Here is a 25499-nt window from a genome sequence, read left to right as displayed (position 1 = left end):
CGCATGCTTAGGCCGGGCGCTTCTGCAGCGGCTGGTACGCCTCGCCGCCCTTGAACCGCTCTAGACGGTCGCTCGCCGTGGTCAGCGCGCCGAGCGTCGCGCTATGCAGTTGCCGGTCGTACATGGTGACGATCGCAGCCAGCAGCGCGAAGGCTGACTCCGACGACACACCCCACGTTCCTGTGCGCCGGCCACCGTCAAACACTTCAGCCATTGCTCGGTCTGCCGCCAGCAGCGATTCGTGCGAAAACTCGCCGTGGCCCGCCTCGCTGAGAAACTTGCCGAGCAACACGACTTCGGTGATGTGCTGCGCGGGGCCAATGTGGTCGCAGGCGCCGCGGATCGCTTCCAACGATAGGTGGGCACGCAGCGCAAGGTCATCGGCGACGGCACGCGGGATCGGAAGCAGTTGCGCCTTGGTGAGGCGCGCACGAGCCGCTTGAGCGGAGCGTTGGAAGGGAAGGGTGCGAGACATAGCAAACGTTTGATTGACTGCCCGTATTAACGATCTTCCCACGCCGGTTCTGAAGGGCTAACGGTGCGCGCGCGCTGAAAACGCTCGACAACAGCGATCGCGCGCTCGCATTGATCCGCGTCGAGCGTATGGATTGAGCATTTCTCCGCATCCGCCCCGATCTCGGCCGCCAGCCATTTCATCGCTTTGGCGCGCGCCTCAAATACGTTGCACCCATCGCGCCGGACCTTCGCCGCAATCAGCGGCTCGAGCGCCGCGTGGAGCTTCGCCTTTAGGTCGCGCAGGCGGGCGTCGGCGAGACGGCCGAGCGGTACGTGGCGGGTGCTGCGCGGAAACACGCCGACCCACGCCTGGCAGTCCGCGCAAAGCCACAATGAGCTGTGATCGTCGCGGTAAGGGTAGGCGTCGTCACCGGCGCGCACGAGCGTCGCGGGCGTGCCGCAGTAGTCGCAATTGGGGTGGGGAAGCGGTTTGACTGGTTTTCCGACGCGCATCGCCGAGAACTCCGGGCGGGAATCTTAGATATTAGCAAGTCGGCAGGTACTGCCATGCAGCCATGGCGTTTCATAATCTAAAAAGCGTGCCGAATAAGGGGGATGTGCATATTCGGCACGTTTTGTAACAAAGGTTTTTTCCTTTGATTTCAGTAACCTAGGAAAAAGACTAACCGAGACGGGACACTCTCCGGAGAGCATTGGTCGCCTGCCTCGCGCAAAGTAGCGCCCGATTTCCTCCGTTACAGTTGCGGAGATATCGCCGCAGTCGCCGCAAAGCTGCTCAATTTGACGCCTCTTTCGCTGCCTGCGCACGTTTGCCAACGCCAACAATAGCCGACATGTTAGATCGCCCGCAAAGCATCGCATGTCCGAGTCTGCCGACAATCACATCCTAAAGCTGCGCCCCCTTGAAGCTGAAGCCGTGCGCATGTTCTTCCATGCGCTTTCGCCGCTGCGCGAATTGCTCGACTCCCCCGACCTCGCGGAAATCATGATCAACGATTACCGCAACGTCTGGGTGGAGCGTCGCGGCGTGATGACGCGCGAGAACATCGACCTGCGCCCCGAACAACTCGAGGGCGCAATCCACTCGCTCGCATCGTCCGTTGAGAAGTCGGCGAAAGCGGGCAGCGACAAGGGCATCATCAATGCCGGTCATCAGAACTTGCGTATCGCAGCGGTCATGAGCCCGACGTCGATCGACGGGCATGCGCTGAGCATCCGGAAGCACCGCGAATCGAAGCTGACGCTGTCGGACTACGTGAACATGGGGGCGTTCTCGGCAGCCAACGCGCGACCGGAACACGCGGAAGCCATTCACTTCGAGGAAGGCATTGAGGATGAAGCGCTCATGCGCGCGCTCGTCGCGCTCGTTCAGTCGCGCAAGAACGTGCTCGTCGCCGGCGGCACGTCGGCGGGTAAGACGACGTTCCTAAATGCACTGATCGAACAGATTCCGTCCGACCAGCGGGTCATCTCCATCGAGGACACGATGGAACTGAAGCTGCACGTGCCCAACCGCGTGCGGCTGCTCTCAAACGCCGACACCAACGTGACGACGCAACTGCTCGTCGCGCTGTGCCTGCGCTTTCGCCCCGACCGCATCATCGTTGGTGAAGTGCGCGGTGGCGAAGCGTATGACCTGCTGCAGGCGCTCAACACCGGCCACGACGGCGGTCTCGCCTCCATTCACGCGAACAACGGGCGCACTGCGTTGAGCCGCCTGGAATCGCTCGCCATGCTCGGCATCCCGACCGGATCGCGGTGGGAGCTGGAAGACATGCGCAAAAACATCGCTGACTGTTTCAACTACGTCGTGCATTTCAAGCGCACCGGCGAGATGCGGCACGTCTCCGAAATCCTCGAAATCCGGGGATTCAAAAACAACGATTACGACCTACAACGCGTTTTTTAACGGGAGCATCAAATGAAGGGCAAGAAGGTAATGAATAGAGCCGCCACGGTCGCGAAGCATCTGCGCCCGGGCAAGTCGATGTTGGTCGGCGCGCTGCTAAGCGTCGTGTCGGTCGCCGCGATGGCAGCGGGGGATTTTTCTAACCTGACGGGCCTGACGGACATCATCTGCACGATCAGCAACTTGATCAGCGGCCCGTACCTGTACGGCATCGGCATCGTGCTGATCACGCTAGGCGGCGTCGCAGTCGCGAACTCGGAAAGCAATATCGCCAAGACGTTTTCGGTGGTACTGGTCGGCCTCGGTATTGCGTCGGTCGCCGTGCCGATCATGCAGAGCCACTTTCACATGGCTAACGCCTGCTGATATGCGCCAGCACAAGGTTAGTCGAGGCCTGTCGTTGCCGCGCCAAATGGGCGGCGCAGACCGGGGACTCGCCATTTTCAACGGGACGATGACGGCGCTGCTCACCTACACGAGCTGGACCCCAGGATTTCTCATTGTCGGCGTGGTGGTGCACGTGTTCTTGCGCTGGAAAAGCTCGACTGACCCGTGGTGGCGAATCGTGATGCTGGTGTACAACCGCTACCCGGACGTCTACGAGCCGGGGCCGAGCAGCCGTTTTAGCGCACGCTTCAAGCGACCCTACGGTTTTGACCAGGACTTGCCATGCTGAAATCGATGTTCACCAAGCGCGCGGTGCAGGAAATCGCGCCGTGGGCGACGATGGTCACGCCCGAACTGGTGCTCAATAAGGACGGGTCGTTGCTGACTGTGTTCGAGTTTGAAGGCATCGACGCCGATTCGCCTAATCCGGGCGACATCACGGCCGCCCGCGACAATCTCGACCACGCATGCCGCAACTTCGATCACCGCGTGACCGCGTGGTGGCGCATGTCGCACCGGCGCGTGCGCGGAGGCATGGACGGCACGTTCGCGTCCGAAGCCGATGCGCGCGTCGACGCGATCAATCAAGCGATCATTGGCAGCGGCAAGTACTTCAAAAACTCGCACTCGCTCGCGCTGGCGTTCACGCCTGAAACCGGCATCTCGCGGATCTTCGACAAGATCAGCTATCACATGACGGTCGGCGGCAAGAATTTGGCTGTCGCGATGTTCGAAGCGGCGAAAGACACGATCCTCGCACGCAGTGCCTTCGCGTTCGACCTGACCAAGATCCAGAACGAGATCAAGCGGTTCGAGTCTGTGATCGACGGATTCGTCGGCGGCGTCACGCGCCTGAAGATGAAGCGGCTGCAGCTTCAGAATGTTCTGTCGTTTCTGCATCAGCGAGCGAATCCGTCGTCGCCCAAGCGCCGCGTTCGCTATCCGGTCACGATGCTCGACACGCACCTGACCGAGACGGAAGTCACGATCGGCGCCACGGAACTGATGTTCGAATCGGCGCACGGCAAGGTGTACGCGCGGATCATCGGCATCAAGGAATGGACGGGCTTTCAGGAAGCGGCGCTCGACGTCCTCTCGCAGGTAGACGCGGAACTGGACGTCTGCGTGATGTTCCGTTTCCTCGACACCTCGCGGGCGAGCGCGTACATCAAAAAGATTCGCGGCTTCTACAAGGTCGCGGCCTTCAACCCGGTCGCAATCCTCAAGCAGTGGGCAACGAAGGAAGAGCAGAAAAACGACGAAGGCCGTGAAATCTTGGCGAAGGAGGCGGGTGACGCGCTCGCAAAGCTGGACGCCGAAGGCCAGCAGTACGGCTTCGCCAATATTTCGGTGGTCGTTTATGGGAGCACGCCAGGAGAGTGCGAGGACGCGACGCGTCAGGTGGTCGGCGTCATCGGCAACGCTGGCTTCGGCGTGATTCTGGAAAAGACGAATCTGTTCGCCTCGTGGAGCGCGACGCTGCCGGGTCGCTGGGATCAGCAAAAGCGCCTGCAGTTCGTTGAGACGCCTGCCGTCTCCGACATCGCCCCGCTTTGCAGTGTGGGCGAGGGTTCGAAGGTCAACGAATGGCTGACGCAGCAGTCCGGTACGAAAACCGGGCCGCTGACGTGTCTGCCCACCCGCCATCGCACCCTGCAGTATTTCGACTTGCACCATCCGGGGGGTAAGGCGCACACACTCGTCGTTGGTCCGATCGGCGCGGGCAAGTCGGTGTTTTTGAATTACCTGATGACGCAGACGGGCCGCCACGGCGCGCGCCGTATCCGCTTCGACAAGGACCGATCAACCCGTATCCCGACACTGCTCGGGGGCGGCCGGTTCATCGATGCCACCGGGCGCTTCGAGGCCGCAACCTCGGTCAATCCGCTTTCGCTGATCGGTGAGCAGAAGCACTGGTCGTACGTTGCCGATTGGGTGCAGCTTGCCATCGAGGGCGAGGACTATACCTGCACGCCGCAGCAGCAGACCGAAATCTACGACCGGATCAAGACGCTGGCGCTCGGCTTCCCGGCTGAGAAGTGGCGCTTGTCGAGCTTGATCACGCTGCTGCCCGCGGATCTGCGCGAGCGGTTGCAGGTGTGGACGGAAGGCAATAAGAACGGCAAGTTTTTCGACCACGCCGAAGACGGCTTCGCCATATCCGACGACCTGTCGATCGAGATGGGCGACCTGTTCCAGAACTTCCCGGTGGCCGCCGCGTTGTTCATGGACTACGCGTTCTACCGGATCGCGCAGATTCTCGACGGCAAGCGCTACACGGTGATCGAGATCGAGGAGGCGGGCTTCTTCTTCACCTATCCGAAGTTCTATGCGCGCCTCGAAATCTGGGCGGTGACGATCCGAAAGCTCAACGCGGCGCTGGTGATGGCCACGCAGTCGCTTGGGCAGTTGGCACGCGTCCCGAACTTCGAGATTCTGAAAGAGAACATTCCAAACATCATCTATCTGCCAAACAGCGACGCGATAAACAACCAAGGCTTGTACAGCGAAGTGTTTGGTCTGACGCAGCACCAGATCAAGATGATTTCCGACGCGGTGCCAAACCGCGACTACCTGTGGGTGACGGCGAAACAAAGCCGGATGCTGCAGGCCCAGTTTCCGAAGGAGGCGCTCGCCTACCTGCGCTCAGATGGTCGCGCGCAGGCGCTCCTCGACAAGCACGTCAAGTCCGGCAGCCCACAGTGGCAGGAGGAGTACGTGCGCGACGTACTCGTCAACGCTTAACGCTTTATCCGCAAGGTACCGCCATGATGAAAAAAATGATCCGCTGCATCGCAGCCACCGGCGTGCTCACGCTCGGGTTTGTGCAACACGCGAACGCGAACATGCCGGTGTTCGATGCGTCCAACTTCATTCAGAACACGATGACCGCCGCGGCCGCCGTGAAGGGTGAGGTTTATCAGGATTCGAACCTCGTCTATCAGTACCAGATGATGCTCAACCAGCTCAAGCAGGCGACCAACCTCGATCCGTCCGCGATGCTGGCACAGTTCAAAAGCATCACGAGCGATATTTCGAGCCTCAGCAAGTACACCGACGCTTTGAAGGATTTGTACGGTGGCCTGCAAAGCAACGCGGAGTACGCGAGCAAGGTCCAGGCTCTTATCACGCAGTCGGGCAAGACGCCGGAGCAGTGGTTCACGGACCAGAACACGCTGCTTCAGAACAACGACAAGACGGCCAAGCAACTCTTCCAGCAGGGCAACGACGTCATATCGCACGTCAGCACGCTCGCCAAGCGCCGGCAAGAAATTCAGGACCAGCTGAACATGTCGCCGACGATGGAAGCCACCGCACAGTTGACCACGCACATGCTGGACATCATCTCCAGTCAGAACAGCGACCTTCTGACGATGATGGCAGCCAAGCAGCGAAGCGATGCCGTGAAGGATTCGGCGACGATCGTAGATCAGCAGGCGAACAATGCGGCGCAAGCGTCTCTCAAAGCTAAGCAGGACCAGCAGCGCGCTGCCTTCGACGCTCAAATCGGGTCGTCAAAAGTACTGGGGCAGTGATGGCACATTCATTAATGGGCACGCTGAGGACAGTTGTCCTGCTCCTGGCAACGATCGTCGCCATGGTGATTTTCGAGACTGGCGCGTTCGCGCAAGCGGCTAACGCTTCGCCAAGTCCTGCGACGGACGCTGGAACAGCGGCGCTTGCCAGTCCGGACGGCGACTTCGGCAAGGGCGCACAGACGGCCGTGACGCAAATCGATTCGCTAGTAGGCAATTTGATACCCAACGCGATAACTGCGAGTTCTGGCGTGATGGACGAGGCCAACAAGTTCGCTTGGGGTTTGGGCGTCATCTCGCTGGTCCTCGTCGGCGTTCGATTCGCCGGCACCCATCATCCGATCTCTGCCTGGGTCAATTTATTCGAGGAGGTCGCTGTACTTGGCATCTTCGTCGCGCTCTACCTCGGCTACACGTCGAGTGCGAGCGGGTTCTGGACATGGTTCAAGGATCTGGCAGCACATATCAGTGGCGCGTCCGATTCCTCGACGGGTGGCCAGATGGCGCATTTGGCAGGCGTCATCTTTGACGGGCTAAAGGAAAAGCTGAAGTCAATTAGGATTTTGAATATTCCAGCGGTCCTGTCTGATGCGGCGGTCATGTTGCTCGCCGCGTTCTTCATGTGCTTGGCGGCGATCGTCTTCATCTACTACTCGGCAGTGGGGCAGATTCAATCGGCTATTGGGATCGTGCTGGGGCCAATCGCGATCGCTCTCGCTTTCTCCTCCTACACCCGCAACTACTTTGTCAAGTGGCTGGACTGGATGATCAGCGCCGGAATGTATGTCGTCGTCGTTGCGATCTTGATGAAACTTGTCGGATCATCAATCGGCGACGCGGTGTCGAAGGCGTCTGGCGTTGGTGGGGCAACAACGGTGAACGCGATGTACGTTTTCAATCTGGCGATATTTATCCTTTTGTTGTCGCTCGAGATTCCGAAGCTTGCGGCGATCTTTGGCGGCGGCGCAAGCGCAACAGGCACTGCGGCGCTGAAGTTGGCGAAGGGTTTCATTCCATGATCGCCGCCCACCAAGCAATCCTCGCCGAGGACCTATTCGCTACGCATCTGAAGCGCATTGAGCTTGTTCGTCAATGCGCAAACGAGAGCACTGAAACGGAATTCGCGCGTAAGTGGCTTGCAGTGTTACGCCGCTGCGCGAACTGGTTTTCGTCTATGCCACTGACGCCCGAGTTGCATTGCGAGCCCGGCGGTGCATTTCGCGCGACGATTGAATCTATCTTCTATGCCATGCGGCTTGCCGGTGGGCAGAAGTTTGCGGCCGATCTCACGTCCGACAAGCGTCGCCGGCTCGAGCCGCAATATAACTACGCCGTGTTCCTGGCCGCCGCATGCTCGCTGCTTGACGAGCCGTTTCGCCACTTCGAGATGGTGCGGCTCTCAGACCGCACGAAATGGAACCCGGCGGCGCACGGGGCGTTCGGCACGTGGATCGGTGCCGGTCAGTTCGCGGTTGAGCGGCGTGTGACGCCACTGAAAAACGAGCGCATGCGCACCGCCATGTTCGCCCAGACCGTCATCTCCCCCGAGCTGCTCTGCGGGTTCGACACAGCGGTTCTGGACGACCTCTTCAACGCGATCAATCCGGAGCGCAGCCCCCAAGGCTTCGAGCCGCTCGTCCACAAGGTCGTGCGCCAGGCGATGGACGTTGCAGTGGATTTCGAGCGCAAGGCACAGCGCGCCGTGTTCGCGCCAGTGAAGTATGACGTTCCCTCAGCCGTGCACGTGGCGCTCGCCCTGGAGCCGCAGTTCGTCGCGTCGCCCGTCCCGGCCAGTGTCGATCCGTCGGCGGACCCGGCTCAGTCGACCGCCAAGACGGCGTCAGTACCCCCGGCGACTACCTCAGAGCCGCAGTCAGCCGTTGTTGGAGCAACGGCCGCCTCCGAGCACGCGAGCGCCTCTGCGCCCAAGTTCTCTCAGTCGTTGCTCGATGCGTTGGAGCGCAGCGAAGCACAGGCCGCAGGTGCGGCTGCGGCTGAGCCCTCGACCCGCCCGAGCGCGCCTGCGCCGCGTCCGGCGCCGGTCGACCCCGCCGCAGCGCGTCCAGCGAGGTCCAATGCAAACAGGGTCGGGCCGTCTGACGAAGAATTGACGGAACTCCTGGGCCCCGGCGCTGCAATGCTGAAAGAGTTTTTCAAAGCCCTTGCTGGTGACGTGGCAGCCGGAAAGGCGGAAGTGACGTGGGAAGAGAAGGGGCTGGCGGTCAAGAAGCGGCTCGTCGGCGGATACGGCATCACGAGCGATACCCTTGTCGAACAACTCAAGAAGCGCAGCCTGCTTATGCGCGCACATGGCAATGACATCTGCATCGTCGAGCGCGCCGGCCGTCTCATCGTGGAGCGACCCGCGGCATGAACTACGTCAATCACTTCCGTCCGATCTATGAGTTTCGACCGTTTCTCGTTTGGCCCATCGTCATCGTTGGCATTCTGATCTCTGGAATGCCGTACGGTTGGGCATTCTCGCTAGTTGGGGCTGCCCTCCTCGCGATCCGTGCACTCCAGATATGGAAGGCACTGAGCTTTCGTATGGCCATCTCAACGAAATGGCTGAGCAAGATTCGCATCGAGAAGCTTCTTGCGACGCAGGACGCCATGCGGAAAGGAGCGGACTCGATGTATCTGGGGATCGGATACGAGTGGACGCAGAAGCATACGCAGATTGCCCACGAAATTCTCCGGATGCCCGTAACGGACATTCCGTCGTTGCCGAAGTGGCTGCCGAAAACCGAGATAGGCCGGACCGTCGAGGAGCGCATCGAGCGGCTATTCGGTCCGCGCGACAGCATTCGCGATCGCATGCCGCAGGGATCGTCCTGGATCCACGGTATGGAGCAGAAGAAGGTCGAGGTGCCGTTTCACTACAAGGCGATGGGCGGTCACACGCTGGTGGCGGGCACGACTGGCGCCGGAAAAACCCGCACCTACGAAGTCATCTCCACGCAGGTGATTCACAACCCGAAGGACGTACTGATCATCGTCGACCCAAAGAACGATGACGAGTGGAAAAAACGCGTCGAGAAGGAGTGTGCGCGCACTGGCCGCAAGTTTCTGTACTTCAATCAGGCCAAGCCGCACGAGTCGATCCGCCTGAATCCGCTAGAAAACTGGTCGCAGCCGTCGGAAATCCCGTCGCGCATCGCTCAGTTAATGGAGGAAGGCCAATTCCGAGACTTCGCTTTTCTCTTCATCGATCGTGCCGTGAAAGGCGAGCTATACGTCGGCGACAAGCCCAACTTGCGATCGATTCTCAAATACGCACAGTCAGGCATTGGCAATTTGCTCGACCGTGGGCTGCGACGATTCTTTATCGAGAACGGCCTGACGGACTGGGAAGAATTGACCGTCACCGCGACGGTAAAAGACGCGCAGCGCCGCAACGACGTTTCGATGATTGACGGAATGGTGAAGCTGTATCTAGACCGATTCGCCGCTCACGATCGCGGGCACGAGACGATTGATGGGTTGATCGCGACACACACCCACGACCGCGAGCACTACATGAAGATCATCGCGTCGGCGTTGCCGCTGCTACAGATGCTGGCCACAGGCGAAACGGGCCTCATGCTGGCGCCAAAGGCGGACGACTTCGAGGACGAGCGCGAAATATGGGACATCGACAAGATCATCAAGCAGAAGGCGGTCTTGTACATGGGGCTCGACTCGCTGTCGAACAACATCGTCCAGAAGGCGATCGCGTCGATGGCATTGTCGGACGTTGCGGCCGTCTGCGGCGCGATCTACAACTTCTACGCTGAGAAGCCCGACGTCGTGCTCATCATCGACGAGATCGCTGAGGCCATCAACGAGCAGGTGATTCAAATCCTGAACAAGGGACGCGGGGCAGGGTTCAAGGCGTTCGTCGCATTCCAGGCACGCGCCGACCTCGAAGCGAAACTGGGAAACGCAGCGAAAATGCTACAGGTTTTGGGCAACCTCAATAATCAGGTGGTGCTTAGACTAGAGGACTCAGATACAGCAAAGTGGTTCTCGGACAAGGTCGGAGAGACTGCGATCCGCGTGGTGAACGTGTCGAACAGTACCAATACCACGACTGAGGCGCATGCGCTTGAATTCAGCGGATCGCAGTCCCGGTCCATCCAGTTGGAGAAAGTGCCGCTCATTCCCGTGAAGCTGCTTCACAGTTTGCCGAATCTGCAGTACTTCATGCGCATCTCTGGCGGTGCCGTGTATCAGGGTCGAATTCCTATCATCGAAGGCTAAAACACAAGATTATGTCCGCTGCATATAAAAACATCATTCGCGATCACAAGCTCTCGCACAGGCTGGTCGCGGTCTTCAATGTCGCACCGGAGCTGGAGCTCGCGTGCTCGCGCGTGGCCGACTTCATCGGCGAGCGGTTTATTGGAGACAAAGGGCCGCTGGCCGCGGAGATGATCGAGTCGGCGCTAGATGGTTTCCGGCGCGCGAAGCGCACGGGTGACCAGCACATCGCGTTCATGCAGGGCTTGTTCGAACCGTCGAAAGCGCTGTACGCCCGCCGGCTTGTCGCGCGGTTTGGCGACAAGGTATCGGTGTGGTGCCCGATGGTCGAGGCGATTCCCGCGTTCGAAGCGCGCCATTTCGAGTACCAGTTCGAGATGGTCGATGAGCGTTGTCCGGACGAGATCACTGAGCGCACCGCCGCGTTTCAGCTCGCCGCACGCGTGCTTCAAGGAGAAGCCTTCCGCCGTTACTTCGAGGAATACGATGTCGCTCACCGTTACGATCATAGCGAAGCTGTCGGGAGTTGAGCCGCGCACGGCTCAGCGGGCGCGCGACACTGCCGCCGCCTTTGACGGCGACGTCAATGCAGCGGTGCCCGAGGAATTCACTTACGGCGCGGGCGCCCGGTGCTATGCGTTGGCGACAATCGCCGAATTCCGCCCTGCGCTGTTCTGGGGCGGACTGATGGCACTCGTCGCGGTGCCCGCCCTCATGCTAGTCAAGGTGCTACATGGCTAGTCGGTTCGGTTCGCACATCAAGGTGTGGTTTCTGCTCGTGCCGGTGCTTGCCATCGCCGTCATGCCGGCGATCCCGGAGCGCAAGCTATTCGAAGTGCCAGAAGCGGAAACACATTCTCTCGTTGAGTCAGTCGGGCAGGACCGGGTCGACCGCGCGATGCGTAGCGCCAACGACGAGTTCCGCCGTGCTTTTGTCGATAGCGGGCTGCTGCACCGCACGCTGAATGCCTCGGGAAAGGTAGGCGGCTTGGACGACGGCGGGTTCTCATCGTTCGCACATACGTGGACCGAAAACTTCTGGCTGCTGGTTTACCGGATGCTGTTCCGCGCGATGGTTATGAAGATGTGGATCATCGGGACGCTGCTTTTTGCGATCGGCATGTTCATCGACGGTGCGGCGCGGAGGAAGATCAAAGCGTCGGCAGCGGGCTTCGTGAGTCCCTTGTCTTTCCATCTGGCAGGCCACGGGTTGCTGCTCGTGACCGGCACGCTGTTCGCGGTGCTGGTAGTTCCGTTGCCTGTCTTGGTCGGGTATTGGGTCGCCGTTGCTGCGCTCCTCGGAGCTCTCCTGTGGAAAGCTGCCGAGTCCTTCCAGTCGTCGAGATAGGGAAAACGTCGCACGACTCGTTAGCAGTTCGACAAACAAATTGCTTCATCTCCCCCTAGGCAACGCTACCCGGATAGCGTTGCCTTTGTTTTTTCCGCCTTCGTCTTCGCTTCCAGCCTAGAGCGCGCCAATAATTCGGTGAAAGGCGCTCTAAATAGCCACCGTTTCGAGCTTTCGCACGCTGCCACCGCCGCAACAATGTTGAATATGGGCAACGCGCTTTGCTTGCCTGATCCCCAACGATGAAACGGGACCGATGCGGTCCAGGAGAAACGGCGAATGAGCACGGTTGTCGAACCCGGCAGTGAAGAGAAGGTCGCGCTTAGCGCACTTGAACAAGGTACGGCCGACGCGCCGCTCACGACCGACGGCGCGGACGACGGCGAGCTCGAGCGCGAGTTGACTCAGATGGAGGCCGACGCAGACCGCCTTCAGAAGGAAGGCGTTATCTCTAACGACGACGCCGACATGAAGCGTGCGGAAGTCGCCAAGACGCGCAAGCTCTTCCGCGATCTGCCTGCCGCTGAGCGTATCTCGATCATCAAGCGCCGCCGTGAAATCGGTCGTCAGTTGCTGGACCGCCAGCTTTCCGGTGCGGCAGTCGTGACCGCCCGCGTGCGTCTGAACCATACGCGCCTGAAGCCGCTATTCGAACAATGGTGGCCGTACATCAACCGCATGAGCATCAACATGCAGCGTTTTGGCCGCTCGACGTTCGGCGAGAACGACAAGGAAGTCGTCAACAGCGCGCTCGAAAAGCTGCTCGCGGGCATCGAGCGCTACGTGGAAGAGCAACTGCGCGTAGCCGAAGGCTTCCGCCAGCAAAAGGAAGCGGAGCTTCGGGCCAACAAGGAATTTGTGTTCGAGCCGACGATCCCGATGCCCGCGATGGACATCGAAGTCGAGGCATATTCGCGCTTTTCGATGCGCGTGTTGGGCGTCATTATGAAGTTCGACCGCGCGATGGATCACTTCGATTTCATGGTCTGGAACGGCATCCGGGATCAGTCGGACGTCGACGATGAAGCCGTCAACTTCCTCAAGCGCTTCAACCCGCTTGGCATTCGCGGGTACATGACGCACCTGAAGCTGATGACGACGGTCCGCGGCAACTAAGGAGGCGCGATGCTGGACGAACTCAATCCCCAGCAACGGGAAGTCGCCCAGTTGCGCCAGCATTGCGTGGCGATCGCCTGCCCGGGCGCGGGCAAGACGAAAACGATCGCCACGAAAGCAGCCCTGCTGCTACAAGACAGCGCCGCGACGGTAGGCGCCGTCACTTTCTCCAAGGACGCCGCGCTCGAACTGCGTGAGCGAATCCTGGCTGCCGCCGGCGAGTCGGCGAAGAAGCGGCTGATCGCCGGTACCTTTCATTCGCTCGCTTTCAAGCAACTGAAACGCCCTGGCGCGCGGCCACTCGATATCGCCTCCGATGGCGACCGGCTTGGCCTGCTGATCCGCGTGATGCAGGAACTCGGCCGCGACGGAAAGGCAGAAGACGTCATTCCAACGATCGAGAAGATCAAAACCAATTTTGGTCGGTGCGACCCGGATACTGCCGACGGCGAGCTATATCACGCCTATCAGGACGCGCTTGCTCGTAACGGCAAGATCGATTTCCAGGACATGCTGCGCCTCGCTGTGGAGGGGATGGAGCAGGGCACGATTGCCCCATACGCGTTCACCTATCTGCTCGTTGACGAGTTTCAGGATACCGACCCGCTGCAGTACCGGTGGATCGAGCTTCATGCGAAGGCGGGTTCGGTTGTGACGGTCGTCGGCGACGATGACCAGAGCATCTACGCGTTTCGTGAGGCGCTGGGCTATCGGGGCATGGAGTCGTTCATCCAGTCGTTCGCGGCAAAGCCCGTCGTCTTGGGCAGCAACTACCGGTGCCGCGCAGAGATTCTGGGCGCAGCGGACCGGGTGATTCGGAATAACGCCGACCGCATCGCAAAAGTGCTGCGTGCGGAAAAGGGCTCCGGCGGTACTGTGCAAACGTCTCGCCATCCAGATGAGTATGAGGAGGCAACCGCGGCGGTCGAGGTGCTCGGGCCGTTGCTCGCGAAAGGGCAGTCGTGCGCAATCCTGGCGCGCACCAACCGCATACTGGATCCGCTCGAGTCCGTTTGCCGCTCGCATGGCATCAAGTACTACCGTGCGTCGGGCGCGTCCGTCCTTAGCCGCCCGGAGGGCGCGCTGATGTGCAACCTGCTTGAAATCGTTGAGCGAATCAAAGACACGGGCCTCGATGCAGTCTTGGCGCACCTCGGGCTTACCGCCCAACAGCTACGCGCCCTCCACGCGGACATGGGTGCGGAACTGACGCAGAAGGGGCGGGCGGAGTTGGTTGATCTCGGGCTGCCCGAGGACGTGGCGACGAACTATCGCGAGTTCATGAAGCGGCTCGCTGAATGGCAAAGCCTCTGCGATCGCAAGTTCTATTCGCTGACGCTCTCGGGCGTCGCCGAGTGGATGTTGAAGTACGCGAAGAAGGATTCCGCACTCCGCGCAATTCAAGCGACGAACGACGTCTTGTCGCGCCTGTCAGGCAGCTTCGCTGAGCGGCTGCTGTTCCTGCGCCAGGACAACAATGAGCCGACCCCGGGCGCGCTTATCCTGACGACGATGCACAGTTCAAAAGGGCTGGAATGGGACCACGTCTGGATGGCGCGCAGCGAGGAGTCGATCGTGCCGGACCCGAAGTCCACTGAACCGGAGGAGCGGCGCTTGTTCTACGTTGCAATGACGCGTGCGAGAGAGTCGCTCATGATCTCAGGGACGGCGAAGAACTTCGAGTCCCGGTTTGTCGTTGAGGCGCAGCTCAATCAGAGCGCAATCGCGGCCTAACTCCACACTGCAGAGTTCCGTTTGCTGGACGCATTTGAACGATGGGTGGTTGGATCTCGATACGCACAAAGCGAGCCTCGGCCGGCTTTCACATCACGAAAAGCGTGCCGAATAAGGGGGATGTGCATATTCGGCACGTTTTGTAACATGCCATTTGTGCTTCAAATTCAAGGCACTAGCCGGATGCTCAAATCAAACGGGACACTCTCCGGAGAGCGTCTCCCAGTTCCTATTGCGCGAGGTCGACCGGCGGCATGAAAGCAAAAAAGCCCGCTCAAGGCGGGTCTTGGGGCTTTCTTGCAACAAAGATTCAGAGGCAAGGCCGCAGACGTGCCTAACCTGAAACCTCTTACTTCTCCGCCGCGTCTACCTTCGCATCAGCGGCCTTCTTGTTCGCGTCGTTCTCGCGCGCTTCCGCTTTCAGCATGCCGTCAATGACAAAACCCCATGATTTGGGTCCGATCGAGGCGCGACATTAGTTCGCAGCGGCATTGCTAGCGCTTGCGTTGCAGAGCGCGTTTATACCTTGCGACGGACTGGTAAGCCGGTCGATTCCAATGAGGCGTGTCGACGGGCATCGACTGGCTATTTACGAGTCGTCCGGTATCGAGCATGCAGAAGCAGTGGCCTTCGAAAGCAGCCTCTTGCGCGGCCGCGTCCCACGTCACAGTGAGGAAGTCGAAGATCGGGTCAATCGGTTTCATGGTCGGCTGTCGCGTCCCATCCTGTGGTCGTGTCCTTATCCAACCGCGCATACTCACGCACTTGCGTCTCTTTCCCGGGTGCCGAATGTAGAGTCGGTGCGTCGCGTGCCGGCGTCGTTTCGTCGCCGTTAGTGGATGATTTGAAGCGAACGAGGCCCATGTTTGCGAACTGTATGCCGATCGCGAGGGCCAGTAAGAGCGCGAAAACGAGGGACTTTCCAACAAGGTCGAGAACGTTGGGGGAGATTCCGAAGAGGTGAACGAGGGTTGTCATACTTGCATCCAACGGTGGCCAGGAGACCTTGGAACGAGGCGCGGGCGGGGCTTCGAGATCGTCGGCCGAAGTTCCGAAAAGCTCGTCCAGTGGGGCGTCGAGCGCTTTCCGCTGCGCATCCGTCCGAACCTGTGAACCGGCGGTAGCCGCCACCGGCGGCGCAATGGGTTCTCAGAGACTTTGACCGGTTTTCGGTGAAGCATCGGGCTTATAGGCGCTCAGGCCTTTGCCCGTGAGAGCTCTGTCACATTTGATTCCGCGCGTTCCAGGCCTTTCACGTCGTCCAGGCGCGGACCGGCGATAGGCCCTTCGTCCGGCGTCGAATCCGCCTCGATCGTGAGCATTCTTGCAACGCGCTTCAGCGTGCCATTCAAAGACGCACGCGGACCAAGGCGGATCGTGCCGGAGTAAAAGATGTCGCCCGAGACTTGGCCGTTGATTTCCAGCGAGCCCCGAGCGTGCACATCTCCCTCGACGCGCCCGTCAATGCGAACGTGCTCGCCCTGCGCGGAGCCCTTCACGAGTCCGCCTTCGCCGATGTGCAGCAGACCCTGCGTCGAGATGATGCCGCCGTCGAGCAGGCCGAAGAACGAAATGCCGTGATCCACGACCATGTCGCCGGTGATCGCGCAGCCGCGCGCAATAAGCGTGAGATTGAGTTCGGTTTTCATGGTGTCGTTTCCTTAAAACATCTGCACTTCGTTCGAGCCGGCGCGGTTCGCTGGTGCCGACTTCTTGCTAGCAGCCGACCCGGTGTCGCCATCGCTTGCCTGCTCATCTCGCGAATGAGAGCGATGACGGTAGCTGTGCGTACGGGCCGGTGTCGCGTGTTGTTGCGACGCTTGCTCCTCGGCGGCAGCCTGCGCCGCAGCTTGCGCGGGCGTCACTGACGTCGCGGGTTTAGTGGAAGCCTGACTAGCTGCCTCTGCGTCGCGACGAGCTTGATGAATAGGCGAGGCAGCCGCGCGTTGATCATCGTTCGAGACGGGAGGAACGGCCTTGTTGGCGGTCGCGCCCGCTGCTGGGCCGCTCGTCGTACTCAGCGAATTTTTGAACTGGTCAGCCGTCAGACCGATTGGGGAACCGGAAGCAACGTCTTTTCCCGTCAGCATCGGAACAAGCGCTACCGGGTGAGGTGGCTCCGCATCGATCGGGCGCGTCGCCGCGGCGACTGCCGGTCCTTCCGTTGCTGGCCGTTCGCTTCCGTTGGATTGCGGCTGAGCGGCGGTCTTCTTTACGTCGTGCGCGGAGGACGCGCCCACCGACTTGTACAACGATGCGGCTCCCATACCCGCCATAGCCACGACAGCGGCGATGGCGACAGCCACGAGGCTTCGGCGCGCGACAGGCACGGCCTTCGGAAGCCGCAATTTGAGCGTGGTTGTCTTGGCGTCTGCCGTCAGGTCGGCCGGCGCCGGGAGCGCAGCGATTTGCCGCGGCAGATCGATGATCATCGAGTCAGGTGCGAACTGCGCATGCAGTCGTTGAATTTCGCGTAAGTCCATGCGGGGTCCTCCCGTCGTTGTTAGGTCGAGCAAGTCCAGCGCTGCGGCGCAAACCCGAGGCGCAGGGACGTCTTATTCCGATGTCAGTGAGTACGGTTCGAGTCCGGAAGCAGCACACCTTCTGGTGCAAAGCGGTCGTTGTCCGGCATGCACAAGAAAGGGATTTGATTGATGCGTGCCTCGGCAGCCTCGAGCGCGGATTGGCGTACTTGAGCCGTCATGGTTCTCAGCATCAGCGCTTCCATCGTCTTGAGGAAAAGCTGGTCATACATCGTGAGGAGTCGCACAAGACGACCGGACATGGCGTGCTTGATCTCAAGCGTGACCATCTCGGGCGGAGTCGGCGCACGTCGACCTGGAAACTTACTTGCCCATGCGAGCGCCTTCTTCATGAACGCCTCGGCGGTGCGAAACTCCGACTCGATCGCGATGAGCTTGCCGCCGCGCGCAACGGTCATCTTTGCGGCCGCGAAGTTGAAGTCGGCTCGGAGGAATTCACGCGCAAACAACGAGTAATAGGGCAGTTCCGTTTTTGCCAGCGTGTCGCCGTTGATGCGAGCGAGACGACTGTCGTTCGTCAGTCGGTTCAACGGACGAAGACCGCTTTGCGCAGCGCTCTCGTTGCCAAGCGCAGCGGTTTGCTTAGGGTCTTCGTCAGGCGCTTCTAGGTCGGTTGCAGCCATGGGGTTTTCGGTATGTCTGTGTTCTCTCTCACATAGAATTTTCATTGATTAGACAAGAGTCGATCGGGCGAAAGCTATATGAATTTCGTTAGCTTTCGAGCGCACGCGCCCGCCTTTAACGCGGATACTCAACTCCATTCCCCGCGTCACCGACGCATCGACCTCGACTCCAAGCCCGGAGTCCATCTTTTTTCTGCAAGTCGTGCCCGCCTCGTGCGTTGGCATGCGCCGACCGGATAGCTACCGGTGTGGAAATCTTCCTTGTGCTGAGTGTGCTCGCTACACACTCCCCAATTTCAGCCGTGATACTCGTACCCGTGCTGCATTCATTTGCGCCGGTACATCGTTCGAACCCGGGTTTTCGGGTGTTCTCTCTCCAGAGCCTGATCTGGGTAGAACGATCGAAGTTGGCTGATCCGTGATTCCTGCGGCGGAAGTAATTCCGAAAAGGGCTGTTGCGCGGCGTGACCATGCTGCGCGAGAACGACTTTACGTTCTCTGACCGAGCGACACCGGCTTTGTCCGGCCGCTCCCTGCACGCCACGTCCCCGGAAGGGACGTGGCGCGTAGGTCTCTCTATCGATTTCAAGAAGCTCGCTCCCTGACCGGAGCGGGCTTTTTTTTCGTCTGTCGCTTCCTGCGGCCGGACATTTTCTCAACGGAGGTGCTGTTCCATGCTTTTGCCCGACCGCCTCAATCAGCGTATCGCCGAGGCCATCACGCATCAAATCAATACCGAGCGCGAGCAGGCGGACACCGCGTCCCCCGTTTGGCGTGAGCGGTGCGAAGTCGCTCGAGTCGCGATGTTCAGCGACGCGGAGCGCTCTGTCTTCATTTCCCATGTCACCGAACGTCGCGGCAGTGCGGCGGCCCGAGAGATGCAATCTCAGGCTGAAACGCTGCGGACCAACGCCATCTTCTTTCTCGCAAGGAAACCATCATGAATGCAGTAGTTCAGATGTTCGATCACGCGCCGCGCAGCCTCGTTGAAGAACGAGCTATCCGCCCGCCCACGATCGGCAAGATTCGACCCGGTATCAAAGTGCTTACGCGGGCGCATCAAGCCAACGAAAAAGCGGTCAAGCTCTATAGCGACATGGTGGCCGCGGGTGAGTCGTTCGAAGCCATCGGCAAGGTGCTCGAAACGTCGCTGAAGCTGCGCAACGCGCTCATTCCGCGCAACGTCGACTACTTCGTCTGCAGACGCTCGGATTTCTCGAATCCGGACACGGCTGACGAGATCCTGCGGCTGTATGGCGAAGATCGCGGTCACGGGTTGCGGCTATACCGCTTCCCGATCATGTTTGCGTTCGACGACTGGCTGCGCAATGTGCCCAATCAGATGGCCGCGTACACGACAACCGGGCGACAGTACTTCTCGGAGTACGACCGCGACGGCAAGCGCTATTGCAAGACGTACGCGCCGGTCGAGCGTAACGCACGTGCACAGCGGGCCCGTCGATCCTTCGGTGGGCGGCTGGTCGTTCACCGGCAAGACGACGACATTCCCGATGGCGTCTGTGATCCTCACGTCTGTCCGCAGTATCAGGACCGGAAGTGCAACCTAACCGCAAACTTCTTGTTTGCGGTTCCCGACGTGAAGGGGCTTGGGCTGATCGAGCTGCCGACCAACTCGATCTACGTGCTGCAGAAGGCGTATTCGGCGATGCAGACCGTGGCATTGGCGCGCGGCAGGCTCACCGGCACGCGCTTCTGGCTCTCGAAGAAAGAGTTCGACATTACGCGGATTGACGATAACGGCCAGGCCGTGCGTCAGAAGCAGATGTTGACGGTGCTCGATGCCGACATCGACCTAGGCGCCCTGCTGGATGGCGCGGAGGAGGCTCAACCGGCGCTCGATGCTGCCAGTCGTGCAGTGGCGCTGCTGGAGTCGGACGGAACAGTACAGTCGATCGGTGATCCGCTCCTTCAGCCAGAGCAGCAGGCCGAGGACGCACTGACAGGCGATGGCGCATCATCGGGCATCGACGGCGCCGATGGTCATGACGACGACTCGCCGGATCCCGACGAGACGCTGGAAGATAAGCGTCACCGCATGTCGGACCTGCTGCATCGTCTGGGCCTAAGTCAGCCGGAGCGACAGAACGGCTTCCGCAAGTACGCGCACCAGACGTACGGTCGCGGCTGGATCGAACGCATCGCTGATGTCGATGCGATGAATGCGCGTCTCAAGAACGCGCTCGACGATCCCGCCTCGCTCGACGTCGAAATTCAGGACGCAATTGCACAAGCTGCCTACGTCTAACCTTGGCCAGTCCCCTTCGGGGGCTGGCATCCTTTCTTCTACGCTCGCGCATGAGAGCATTTCAGCAAGAACCGCTTGCTCAAATGCTTTCGACCGCGCTCACACGTGCGCATCGAATTCGTCCGCTTCGGCGGCCCATCTACTTGTTCGCGCGAAGGAGATTCCAATGCGTAGAGTCGGCAACTTCACGCTGTTCTTCGGCGCGGAGGACGCATTTAGCAACTGGCATCCGTGCCGCTTTTCGTATCACGACGTCGATTTCGTCAGTGTTGAACAGTTCATGATGTTTTCGAAAGCCAAGCTGTTCGGCGACGAAGACATCGCTCAGGCTGTGCTCGCCACGCATCTGCCCAAGGAACAAAAAGCCCTCGGGCGCAAGGTTAAAGGTTTCGATCTCGAAACATGGAAGGCCAAGCGCGAGTCGATCGTGTACGTCGGATGCCGTGAGAAGTTCGCGCAGCATCCGGGTCTGCGAACGCTGTTGCTTGCGACTGCTCCAACCGAACTGGTCGAAGCAAGTCCTTACGACACGATATGGGGCGTGGGTCTTGGTGAGCATCATCCAGACATCACGGACAAGTCGAAGTGGCGTGGCCAGAACCTTTTGGGCAAGGCACTGATGAAAGTCCGCGACACGCTGTCAACGCGATCCCTTTCTTAGCGCGCCCGAGCGGCGCATCGGCAAATACTGGCTACCTTCGGGTGGCCTTTTTCTTTATAGGAGGCGATTTGAAGATCGCACATTTTTCTGACCTGCACTACGCGCCGGGAAATCTTGAAGAGTCGGACCGATGCTTTGGCTTTGCCGCCGAGCACGCGGTTCTCGCACACGCCGATGTTGCGGTGATCTCGGGCGACGCGACGGACCATCGGCTTGATGCACACGCGCCGTCGTTGAACCGCCTTGCGCGGCGCATCAATGGGCTGAGCGGCAGCATGCCGGTCCTGATGCTGCAGGGCACGTTCTCACACGAGCCGCCGGGCACGCTGCGCAACTTCGAACTGATGGCAACGACGCATCAGATCTACGTGGCGGAACGCGTGCAGCAGGTAAGCCTCCACGAGGGGCGGTTCTATCCCTCGGACGGCCCGGTTTTCTCGGACGACGAGCTGCGCGAGGTGCTCGCAATCGGCGCTGATGTCGTGTTCACCTGCTTGCCCACGGTGAACAAGGGGCAACTGGCGGCTGCTGTCGGTGCCAAGGAAACCGGGACGGGTCTTGAAGCCGTCCTAGGTGACTATCTGGTCGCTGCCGGGCGCGTCAATCAGCAGCTTCGTGCCGCAGGCATCCGGACTGTCGGGGTTTCACACGGCACGGTCAACGGTTGTACGACCGAGCACGGCGTGACGATGGCGGGGTTCGATCATGAGTTTTCGCTTGGCAGTCTAATCGAGGCCGAATGCGATGCATTCATGCTTGGGCACATCCATAAAGCACAGCAGTGGGAGCGAGCGGGGCGCGTTGTGGCGTATCCCGGTTCGATCGGGCGATTCCACTACGGCGAGGAAGGCGACAAGGGCTTCCTCATGTGGAATGTCGAGGTGGGAAGCGCGCAAGCTGATCTGGTCGTGACGCCGTCTCGGCAGACGATCTGCGTCGACTTTGACGGACCGCCCGACATGGAACGCCTGACGGCAATCGCGCTCGATGCGACCGACAAGTTCGTGCGAATTCGTTGGCAGGTTGACGAAGAGCACAAACAGTCAGTGGACCGCGACGCGATCGCGGCGCTGTTCGGCAACGCGGCCGAGCTGAAGGTCGAAGCTCGCATTCTTCCCGTCGTCCGGTCACGCGCCCAAGGCATCAGCCTCGAAACGTCAATTGATCGGAAGCTCGAGCGCTGGTGCGAACACGCTGATGTCGATCCGGCGCCCTTGCTTGACCGGCTGCAGTTGCTGGAAACGGGGGACGCGGACGCAATCGCTGCTGGCGTGCTGGCTCGACTGACCGACGCTGACGCATTGTCGAGCATATCCGAGTCTGCGCCGCTGACGGCCCACGTAGCTCCGCATAGCGATGTTGGCGACGATGCACTGCCCATGCCCATGCCCGATGCGACGGTGGAAATCGTCGAGTCGGCTTCGGCAAGTCAGCTTTCGTGGCTCAACGATGATTTGTTCGCGGCGTAAGTAGCCGCTCATGCGAGGAGGCCAGTATGGCTCCTTCGCCTGAACACCCAAGCCGTGTTCCGATAGCCGATTTTGATCGTCGCTATCGAAACAGAGGTTTCACAGCGTCTTTGACGCATCGACTAGTAGTGGCAGGACCTTTCTCTAGCAGTTCATCTTTTCTTTCACCCTGGCGGGGAGCGATCCCTACCGGGGCCGCATTCCGCCCACCATAACGGAGTGCATCATGTTTGGTCTTTATCCCGCTGGCCCGAACTGGGTTCGCACCTTTGCGTTGGGCGACTGCTCATCGCGTGATCTTCAAAAGTCGTTGGTCGATTTGGCCGGCTTTACCGCTGCGATTCAGCATCAGCCGTTCGGTCAACACCGCGGCGCGGTACTGGCGCAGTCCGGTCAGACGCTGTTGCTGGTCGCCACGACGCCCGGCGCGTGCGAAGTTGCAGTCACGCCCACGGTCGAAATGCAGCACCTTCTCTGGTCGTATCAGGAAGGGTATGCAAGTCAGTGGTCTGCTGCGGAGATCCGTAGCCTCACCGGGTATAGCGGCTTGTCGGAGCTTCTGACGAACGCGCGTCGCGAGTTCAGCAGAGTCTACGATCAGGTGGCGGCGGCGCTCGATGGCACGCTTCAGGCACCGTCCCGTGCCATTGCATCTGCCGACCTGAACGAGCCGTTTCCCAACGAGGACGACGACGCGTTCTACTCGCAGATGGCAACGCTGTCCGCCTCGATGAGTGTATCGGAGGACCTGTCATGCGGCCTCTGAAACTGACTCTGGAAGGCTTCGTTGGCGTGCGCGATGGCATGAAACGCGAAAGCGTAACGCTGGATCTGGAGACGTTGCCCGATGGCCTGATCGCCTTGACCGGCCCTAACGGGGCGGGCAAGACAACGATCATGGACAACTTGCACCCGTATCCGATCATGCCGTCGCGAGCGTCGAAGCTGTCGGTCGACGCCTTCTCGTACTGGGATCACATCTGTGGCACCAGCGCGTTGAAGGAACTCGAATGGGAGCACGATGGCATTCGCTATCGATCGTCGTTCACGTTTCGCAAGCCCGGCAAGACAGGCAAGGCGGAGTACTACCTTGCCTATCACGGCGTCGACGGTACGTGGCGCCCGGTGTCTCTGCCTGACGGAACGGTGTCGGACGGCAAGGCGGAGTCGTATAACCGCTGTGTCGAGGCGATCAACGGTTCGTTGGAAACGTTTTTCACGAGCGTGTTCTCGGCTCAGAACCGGCGGCCGCTCGCGTCCTACGGCGCGGGCGAGATCAAGACGCTGCTGGCTGAGCTGCTTGGCATCGACCACCTGAAGGCACTGTCGGCGAAAGCCGGCGAGGTCGCGAAGCTGCTCGGCAAATCGCTTGAAGGCATCCAGTCTGAGCTTGGCGCGCTCGCCGGAAAGCGCCAACGTAAAGCCGACGCTGAGCAGTCGATCGTCGCGCAGGGCAACACCCTGCGTGCCGCTCGGGAGCAACGTGATGGCGCGCTTGAGCGTGCGAGCAAGCTGACTCAAGAGCGCGCGACGCTTGCGGCCAAGCAGAGCGAATCGGCCACGACCGAAGCGCGCCTGCGAGAGCTGGGCGTGCGCCGCGACGAGTTTGGGCGTGCCCTGAAAAGCGCGGCCGACGACGAGCAAGCCGCCGCGGTTCGCTGTCAGCAGCGCGTTTCGGTGCTGAGTCGAACCGTGGCCACGCACCAAGCAACGCTGGCTCGCCGCGAGGCGATCCTCGGTGCGGCGGCGAAGCGCGAGGAGGCCGAGTTGGCGATTGCGCGCGAGGAAGCGAGGTTCGCTCCCCTGCAGCGCGAGATTGCCGATTTGGAGGTTAAACGCGCGACGTTGACCACGCTCGATGCGACGCTTACCAGCTTGATGAACCAAGGCACGACGAAAGCCGCGCACTTCGACACGTTGAACAAGCAGGCTGCGGTGGCGGAGCAAGTGCCGTGCGTCGGTCATTCGATGCATGCGCAATGCCCGCTGCTCGCGCAAGCCTTTCGAGCGAAAGAGCAAGCGGAGGTGCAGCGTGTTTCGGTGGCGAATCTTCGCGCGGAGTATCGCGAGAAGAAAGCGCAGGCCGAAGCCTTGGCGCTCGTGCCGGATGAGTTGGCGGCGAAGCGTGTTGAGATGCTCGCCATCACCGATGCGGCCGCGCAGTTGCGCCGTGCCTTGCAGGCCGCGGCAGAGCTTGCCGCCACTAACCCCTTGCTGGACGCAGCCGTATCGGGACTTGAAGCCGCGCAAGCTGAGTTGCGCTCGATCGCCGAGGAAAGTGCTGCACGGACCGCCAAGTACCAGTCTGAAAAGACGCGTATGGAAGCGGAGCTTGCCCGCATTACCGAGGAAGTCGGGCGACTGGCCGCCGTCGATGTGACAGCCGGCATTGCGAAGCTTGACCGCGACATCGCAGCGAACCGGGAGACCGTCGCGGCACTGGATGGTCGAATCGAGCAATCGATCCGCGCGCAGAGTGTGTTGCAGGCCGAAGCGGAAGCCCTGGCGCTGGAGTTGGAGAAGTTCTCGGCCACGCAGTCTCGTGCCGACCGCCTCTCCGACGAAATTGCTCATTGGAAGCTGCTGGCTAAGGGCTTGGGCAACGACGGCGTGATCGCGTTGACCATCGATGACGCGGGTCCAGCGCTGACGCACACCGTCAACGAGCTATTGCTCGCGTGCTACGGCATGCGTTTCACCGTTGAGATCCGCACGCAGCGCACGCTCGCAAGCGGTGAATTGCGCGAGGGCTTCGAGATCCTCGTTCACGACGCCGAGTCCGACAGCAGCAAGTCGGTCTCCGTCATGTCCGGTGGTCAGAAGGTCTGGATCAACGAGTGCCTCACGCGGGGCATCGCGCTCTATCTCGCGCAGAACGCCGGTCAGCCGTATCAGACCTTGTTCAGCGACGAGTCAGACGGCCCGCTCGATCCCGAGCGCAAAGTGCAGTTCATGCGAATGAAGCGCGAGGTGTTGCGCCAAGGCGGGTATCAGCGGGAGTTCTTCATCTCGCAGACGCCCGACCTTGTGGCAGAGGCCGACGCTGTCATCGACGTACAGGCGCTTGCCGCCTGATTTTTTATTAACCCTTGTGGGGAATAGCCCCCACAAGGGGCGCTTCTCGTCTTTCCGACCCTTCTCTCGCGCCTTGCGGCGCTATCCCTATGGCAAACCTTCTCATGCTGCTG

26 protein-coding genes are annotated in these 25499 nt (G+C 60.4%); 19 read left to right on the top strand and 7 right to left on the bottom strand.

From position 1 onward, the window contains the following. Positions 1–7 precede the first annotated feature (7 nt). Entirely contained in the window at positions 8–475 is a 468-nt protein-coding gene (locus AWB82_RS08800; protein ID WP_086966750.1) for a hypothetical protein, read from the bottom strand. A gap of 26 nt (positions 476–501) precedes the next feature. Beyond that, complete coding sequence (locus AWB82_RS08795) at positions 502–969, bottom strand: zinc-finger-containing protein (RefSeq protein WP_086966749.1); 468 nt, start codon at positions 967–969, stop codon at positions 502–504. Positions 970–1336: 367 nt separating this feature from the next. Here AWB82_RS08795 and AWB82_RS08790 point away from each other — a divergent pair, with 367 nt between their 5' ends. Genes AWB82_RS08790 through AWB82_RS08780 form a run of 3 tightly spaced genes read left to right on the top strand, consistent with a single transcriptional unit; the run spans position 1337 to position 3062 of the window. Continuing rightward, the gene (locus AWB82_RS08790; protein WP_062644597.1) at positions 1337–2386 is read left to right on the top strand and encodes a CpaF family protein; all 1050 of its coding nucleotides are present in this window, start codon (positions 1337–1339) and stop codon (positions 2384–2386) included. 12 nt (positions 2387–2398) lie between these two features. After that, positions 2399–2752 carry a conjugal transfer protein TrbC gene (locus AWB82_RS08785; protein ID WP_086966748.1) on the top strand — a complete coding sequence of 118 codons (354 nt, stop codon included), beginning with the start codon at positions 2399–2401 and terminating at the stop codon, positions 2750–2752. A gap of 1 nt (position 2753) precedes the next feature. After that, on the top strand, positions 2754–3062 hold the full coding sequence (locus tag AWB82_RS08780) for a VirB3 family type IV secretion system protein (protein ID WP_174447239.1): 309 nt from the start codon (positions 2754–2756) through the stop codon (positions 3060–3062). On the opposite strand, the gene AWB82_RS38235 is transcribed toward AWB82_RS08780, so the two are convergent. After that, the gene (locus AWB82_RS38235; protein WP_235023233.1) at positions 3032–3466 is read right to left on the bottom strand and encodes a hypothetical protein; all 435 of its coding nucleotides are present in this window, start codon (positions 3464–3466) and stop codon (positions 3032–3034) included. The genes AWB82_RS08780 and AWB82_RS38235 overlap by 31 nt on opposite strands. Between AWB82_RS38235 and AWB82_RS08775 the strand changes: the two genes are divergently transcribed. From AWB82_RS08775 to AWB82_RS08730, 10 genes are all read left to right on the top strand, one after another. Further along, entirely contained in the window at positions 3467–5518 is a 2052-nt protein-coding gene (locus tag AWB82_RS08775; RefSeq protein ID WP_235023232.1) for a VirB4 family type IV secretion system protein, read from the top strand. It abuts the gene before it with no gap. Further along, a complete protein-coding gene (locus AWB82_RS08770; protein ID WP_235023231.1) occupies positions 5476–6309 on the top strand; it encodes a type VI secretion protein in 834 nt (277 codons plus the stop codon). The genes AWB82_RS08775 and AWB82_RS08770 overlap by 43 nt, the downstream gene beginning before the upstream one ends. A 14-nt stretch (positions 6310–6323) precedes the next feature. Further along, positions 6324–7328: a type IV secretion system protein gene (locus AWB82_RS08765; protein WP_235023230.1), complete on the top strand. Its 1005-nt coding sequence runs from the start codon at positions 6324–6326 to the stop codon at positions 7326–7328. After that, on the top strand, positions 7325–8683 hold the full coding sequence (locus tag AWB82_RS08760; protein ID WP_086966744.1) for a TraI domain-containing protein: 1359 nt from the start codon (positions 7325–7327) through the stop codon (positions 8681–8683). The genes AWB82_RS08765 and AWB82_RS08760 overlap by 4 nt, the downstream gene beginning before the upstream one ends. Next, the gene (traD, locus tag AWB82_RS08755; protein ID WP_086966743.1) at positions 8680–10551 is read left to right on the top strand and encodes a conjugative transfer system coupling protein TraD; all 1872 of its coding nucleotides are present in this window, start codon (positions 8680–8682) and stop codon (positions 10549–10551) included. Before AWB82_RS08760 ends, traD begins: the two co-directional genes overlap by 4 nt. 11 nt (positions 10552–10562) lie before the next feature. Next, positions 10563–11081 carry a hypothetical protein gene (locus AWB82_RS08750; protein WP_086966742.1) on the top strand — a complete coding sequence of 173 codons (519 nt, stop codon included), beginning with the start codon at positions 10563–10565 and terminating at the stop codon, positions 11079–11081. After that, a complete protein-coding gene (locus AWB82_RS08745; protein ID WP_235023229.1) occupies positions 11038–11292 on the top strand; it encodes a hypothetical protein in 255 nt (84 codons plus the stop codon). Before AWB82_RS08750 ends, AWB82_RS08745 begins: the two co-directional genes overlap by 44 nt. Beyond that, the gene (locus tag AWB82_RS08740; protein WP_086966741.1) at positions 11285–11899 is read left to right on the top strand and encodes a DUF4400 domain-containing protein; all 615 of its coding nucleotides are present in this window, start codon (positions 11285–11287) and stop codon (positions 11897–11899) included. Before AWB82_RS08745 ends, AWB82_RS08740 begins: the two co-directional genes overlap by 8 nt. A gap of 279 nt (positions 11900–12178) precedes the next feature. Beyond that, positions 12179–13015, top strand: a complete 837-nt coding sequence (locus tag AWB82_RS08735) for an ATPase (RefSeq protein WP_086966740.1) — start codon at positions 12179–12181, stop codon at positions 13013–13015. A 9-nt stretch (positions 13016–13024) separates the two neighbouring features. Next, complete coding sequence (locus tag AWB82_RS08730) at positions 13025–14749, top strand: ATP-dependent helicase (RefSeq protein WP_086966739.1); 1725 nt, start codon at positions 13025–13027, stop codon at positions 14747–14749. Between the two features lie 690 nt (positions 14750–15439). Here AWB82_RS08730 and AWB82_RS08720 read toward each other — a convergent pair. From AWB82_RS08720 to AWB82_RS08705, 4 genes are all read right to left on the bottom strand, one after another. Beyond that, a complete protein-coding gene (locus tag AWB82_RS08720) occupies positions 15440–15727 on the bottom strand; it encodes a hypothetical protein (protein ID WP_143756694.1) in 288 nt (95 codons plus the stop codon). Positions 15728–15945: 218 nt separating this feature from the next. Beyond that, a complete protein-coding gene (locus tag AWB82_RS08715; RefSeq protein ID WP_086966736.1) occupies positions 15946–16398 on the bottom strand; it encodes a bactofilin family protein in 453 nt (150 codons plus the stop codon). A gap of 12 nt (positions 16399–16410) precedes the next feature. Further along, positions 16411–17232, bottom strand: coding sequence for a hypothetical protein (locus AWB82_RS08710; RefSeq protein ID WP_086966735.1), 822 nt, complete (start codon positions 17230–17232; stop codon positions 16411–16413). A gap of 83 nt (positions 17233–17315) precedes the next feature. Beyond that, complete coding sequence (locus AWB82_RS08705) at positions 17316–17915, bottom strand: DUF1845 domain-containing protein (protein WP_086966734.1); 600 nt, start codon at positions 17913–17915, stop codon at positions 17316–17318. A 674-nt stretch (positions 17916–18589) separates the two neighbouring features. Here AWB82_RS08705 and AWB82_RS08700 point away from each other — a divergent pair. The 6 genes from AWB82_RS08700 to AWB82_RS08675 all read left to right on the top strand — a co-directional run bounded on the left by AWB82_RS08700 (position 18590) and on the right by AWB82_RS08675 (position 25386). Then, positions 18590–18859, top strand: coding sequence for a DUF7696 family protein (locus AWB82_RS08700; protein ID WP_086966733.1), 270 nt, complete (start codon positions 18590–18592; stop codon positions 18857–18859). After that, positions 18856–20181, top strand: a complete 1326-nt coding sequence (locus tag AWB82_RS08695) for a recombination directionality factor (protein WP_077161721.1) — start codon at positions 18856–18858, stop codon at positions 20179–20181. The genes AWB82_RS08700 and AWB82_RS08695 overlap by 4 nt, the downstream gene beginning before the upstream one ends. Further along, on the top strand, positions 20159–20842 hold the full coding sequence (locus AWB82_RS08690) for an NADAR family protein (RefSeq protein ID WP_235023228.1): 684 nt from the start codon (positions 20159–20161) through the stop codon (positions 20840–20842). Before AWB82_RS08695 ends, AWB82_RS08690 begins: the two co-directional genes overlap by 23 nt. A gap of 68 nt (positions 20843–20910) precedes the next feature. Continuing rightward, positions 20911–22311, top strand: a complete 1401-nt coding sequence (locus tag AWB82_RS08685; RefSeq protein WP_086966731.1) for a metallophosphoesterase family protein — start codon at positions 20911–20913, stop codon at positions 22309–22311. A 226-nt stretch (positions 22312–22537) separates the two neighbouring features. After that, positions 22538–23077, top strand: coding sequence for a hypothetical protein (locus AWB82_RS08680; protein WP_086966730.1), 540 nt, complete (start codon positions 22538–22540; stop codon positions 23075–23077). Beyond that, positions 23065–25386, top strand: coding sequence for a nuclease SbcCD subunit C (locus tag AWB82_RS08675; RefSeq protein WP_086966729.1), 2322 nt, complete (start codon positions 23065–23067; stop codon positions 25384–25386). Before AWB82_RS08680 ends, AWB82_RS08675 begins: the two co-directional genes overlap by 13 nt. The last annotated feature ends 113 nt before the right edge of the window (positions 25387–25499 follow it).

It is taken from the genome of Caballeronia glebae (assembly GCF_001545035.1).
Classification (GTDB): domain Bacteria; phylum Pseudomonadota; class Gammaproteobacteria; order Burkholderiales; family Burkholderiaceae; genus Caballeronia; species Caballeronia glebae.
Note: the sequence above shows the minus strand (reverse complement) of the source record. Positions and strands in the feature narration are given on the sequence as shown.

Bases quoted from the DNA above. Each gene is read 5' to 3' on its own strand.
- AWB82_RS08720 (WP_143756694.1), bottom strand. From the start codon at position 15,727: ATGACAACCCTCGTTCACCTCTTCGGAATCTCCCCCAACGTTCTCGAC.
- AWB82_RS08765 (WP_235023230.1), top strand. From the start codon at position 6,324: ATGGGCACGCTGAGGACAGTTGTCCTGCTCCTGGCAACGATCGTCGCC.
- AWB82_RS08735 (WP_086966740.1), top strand. From the start codon at position 12,179: ATGAGCACGGTTGTCGAACCCGGCAGTGAAGAGAAGGTCGCGCTTAGC.
- AWB82_RS08715 (WP_086966736.1), bottom strand. From the start codon at position 16,398: ATGAAAACCGAACTCAATCTCACGCTTATTGCGCGCGGCTGCGCGATC.
- AWB82_RS08750 (WP_086966742.1), top strand. From the start codon at position 10,563: ATGTCCGCTGCATATAAAAACATCATTCGCGATCACAAGCTCTCGCAC.
- AWB82_RS08760 (WP_086966744.1), top strand. From the start codon at position 7,325: ATGATCGCCGCCCACCAAGCAATCCTCGCCGAGGACCTATTCGCTACG.
- AWB82_RS08740 (WP_086966741.1), top strand. From the start codon at position 11,285: ATGGCTAGTCGGTTCGGTTCGCACATCAAGGTGTGGTTTCTGCTCGTG.
- AWB82_RS08745 (WP_235023229.1), top strand. From the start codon at position 11,038: ATGTCGCTCACCGTTACGATCATAGCGAAGCTGTCGGGAGTTGAGCCG.
- AWB82_RS08780 (WP_174447239.1), top strand. From the start codon at position 2,754: ATGCGCCAGCACAAGGTTAGTCGAGGCCTGTCGTTGCCGCGCCAAATG.
- AWB82_RS08795 (WP_086966749.1), bottom strand. From the start codon at position 969: ATGCGCGTCGGAAAACCAGTCAAACCGCTTCCCCACCCCAATTGCGAC.
- AWB82_RS08680 (WP_086966730.1), top strand. From the start codon at position 22,538: ATGTTTGGTCTTTATCCCGCTGGCCCGAACTGGGTTCGCACCTTTGCG.
- AWB82_RS08675 (WP_086966729.1), top strand. From the start codon at position 23,065: ATGCGGCCTCTGAAACTGACTCTGGAAGGCTTCGTTGGCGTGCGCGAT.
- AWB82_RS08710 (WP_086966735.1), bottom strand. From the start codon at position 17,232: ATGGACTTACGCGAAATTCAACGACTGCATGCGCAGTTCGCACCTGAC.
- AWB82_RS08775 (WP_235023232.1), top strand. From the start codon at position 3,467: ATGACGGTCGGCGGCAAGAATTTGGCTGTCGCGATGTTCGAAGCGGCG.
- AWB82_RS08695 (WP_077161721.1), top strand. From the start codon at position 18,856: ATGAATGCAGTAGTTCAGATGTTCGATCACGCGCCGCGCAGCCTCGTT.
- AWB82_RS08785 (WP_086966748.1), top strand. From the start codon at position 2,399: ATGAAGGGCAAGAAGGTAATGAATAGAGCCGCCACGGTCGCGAAGCAT.
- AWB82_RS08800 (WP_086966750.1), bottom strand. From the start codon at position 475: ATGTCTCGCACCCTTCCCTTCCAACGCTCCGCTCAAGCGGCTCGTGCG.
- traD (WP_086966743.1), top strand. From the start codon at position 8,680: ATGAACTACGTCAATCACTTCCGTCCGATCTATGAGTTTCGACCGTTT.
- AWB82_RS08730 (WP_086966739.1), top strand. From the start codon at position 13,025: ATGCTGGACGAACTCAATCCCCAGCAACGGGAAGTCGCCCAGTTGCGC.
- AWB82_RS08705 (WP_086966734.1), bottom strand. From the start codon at position 17,915: ATGGCTGCAACCGACCTAGAAGCGCCTGACGAAGACCCTAAGCAAACC.
- AWB82_RS08700 (WP_086966733.1), top strand. From the start codon at position 18,590: ATGCTTTTGCCCGACCGCCTCAATCAGCGTATCGCCGAGGCCATCACG.
- AWB82_RS08790 (WP_062644597.1), top strand. From the start codon at position 1,337: ATGTCCGAGTCTGCCGACAATCACATCCTAAAGCTGCGCCCCCTTGAA.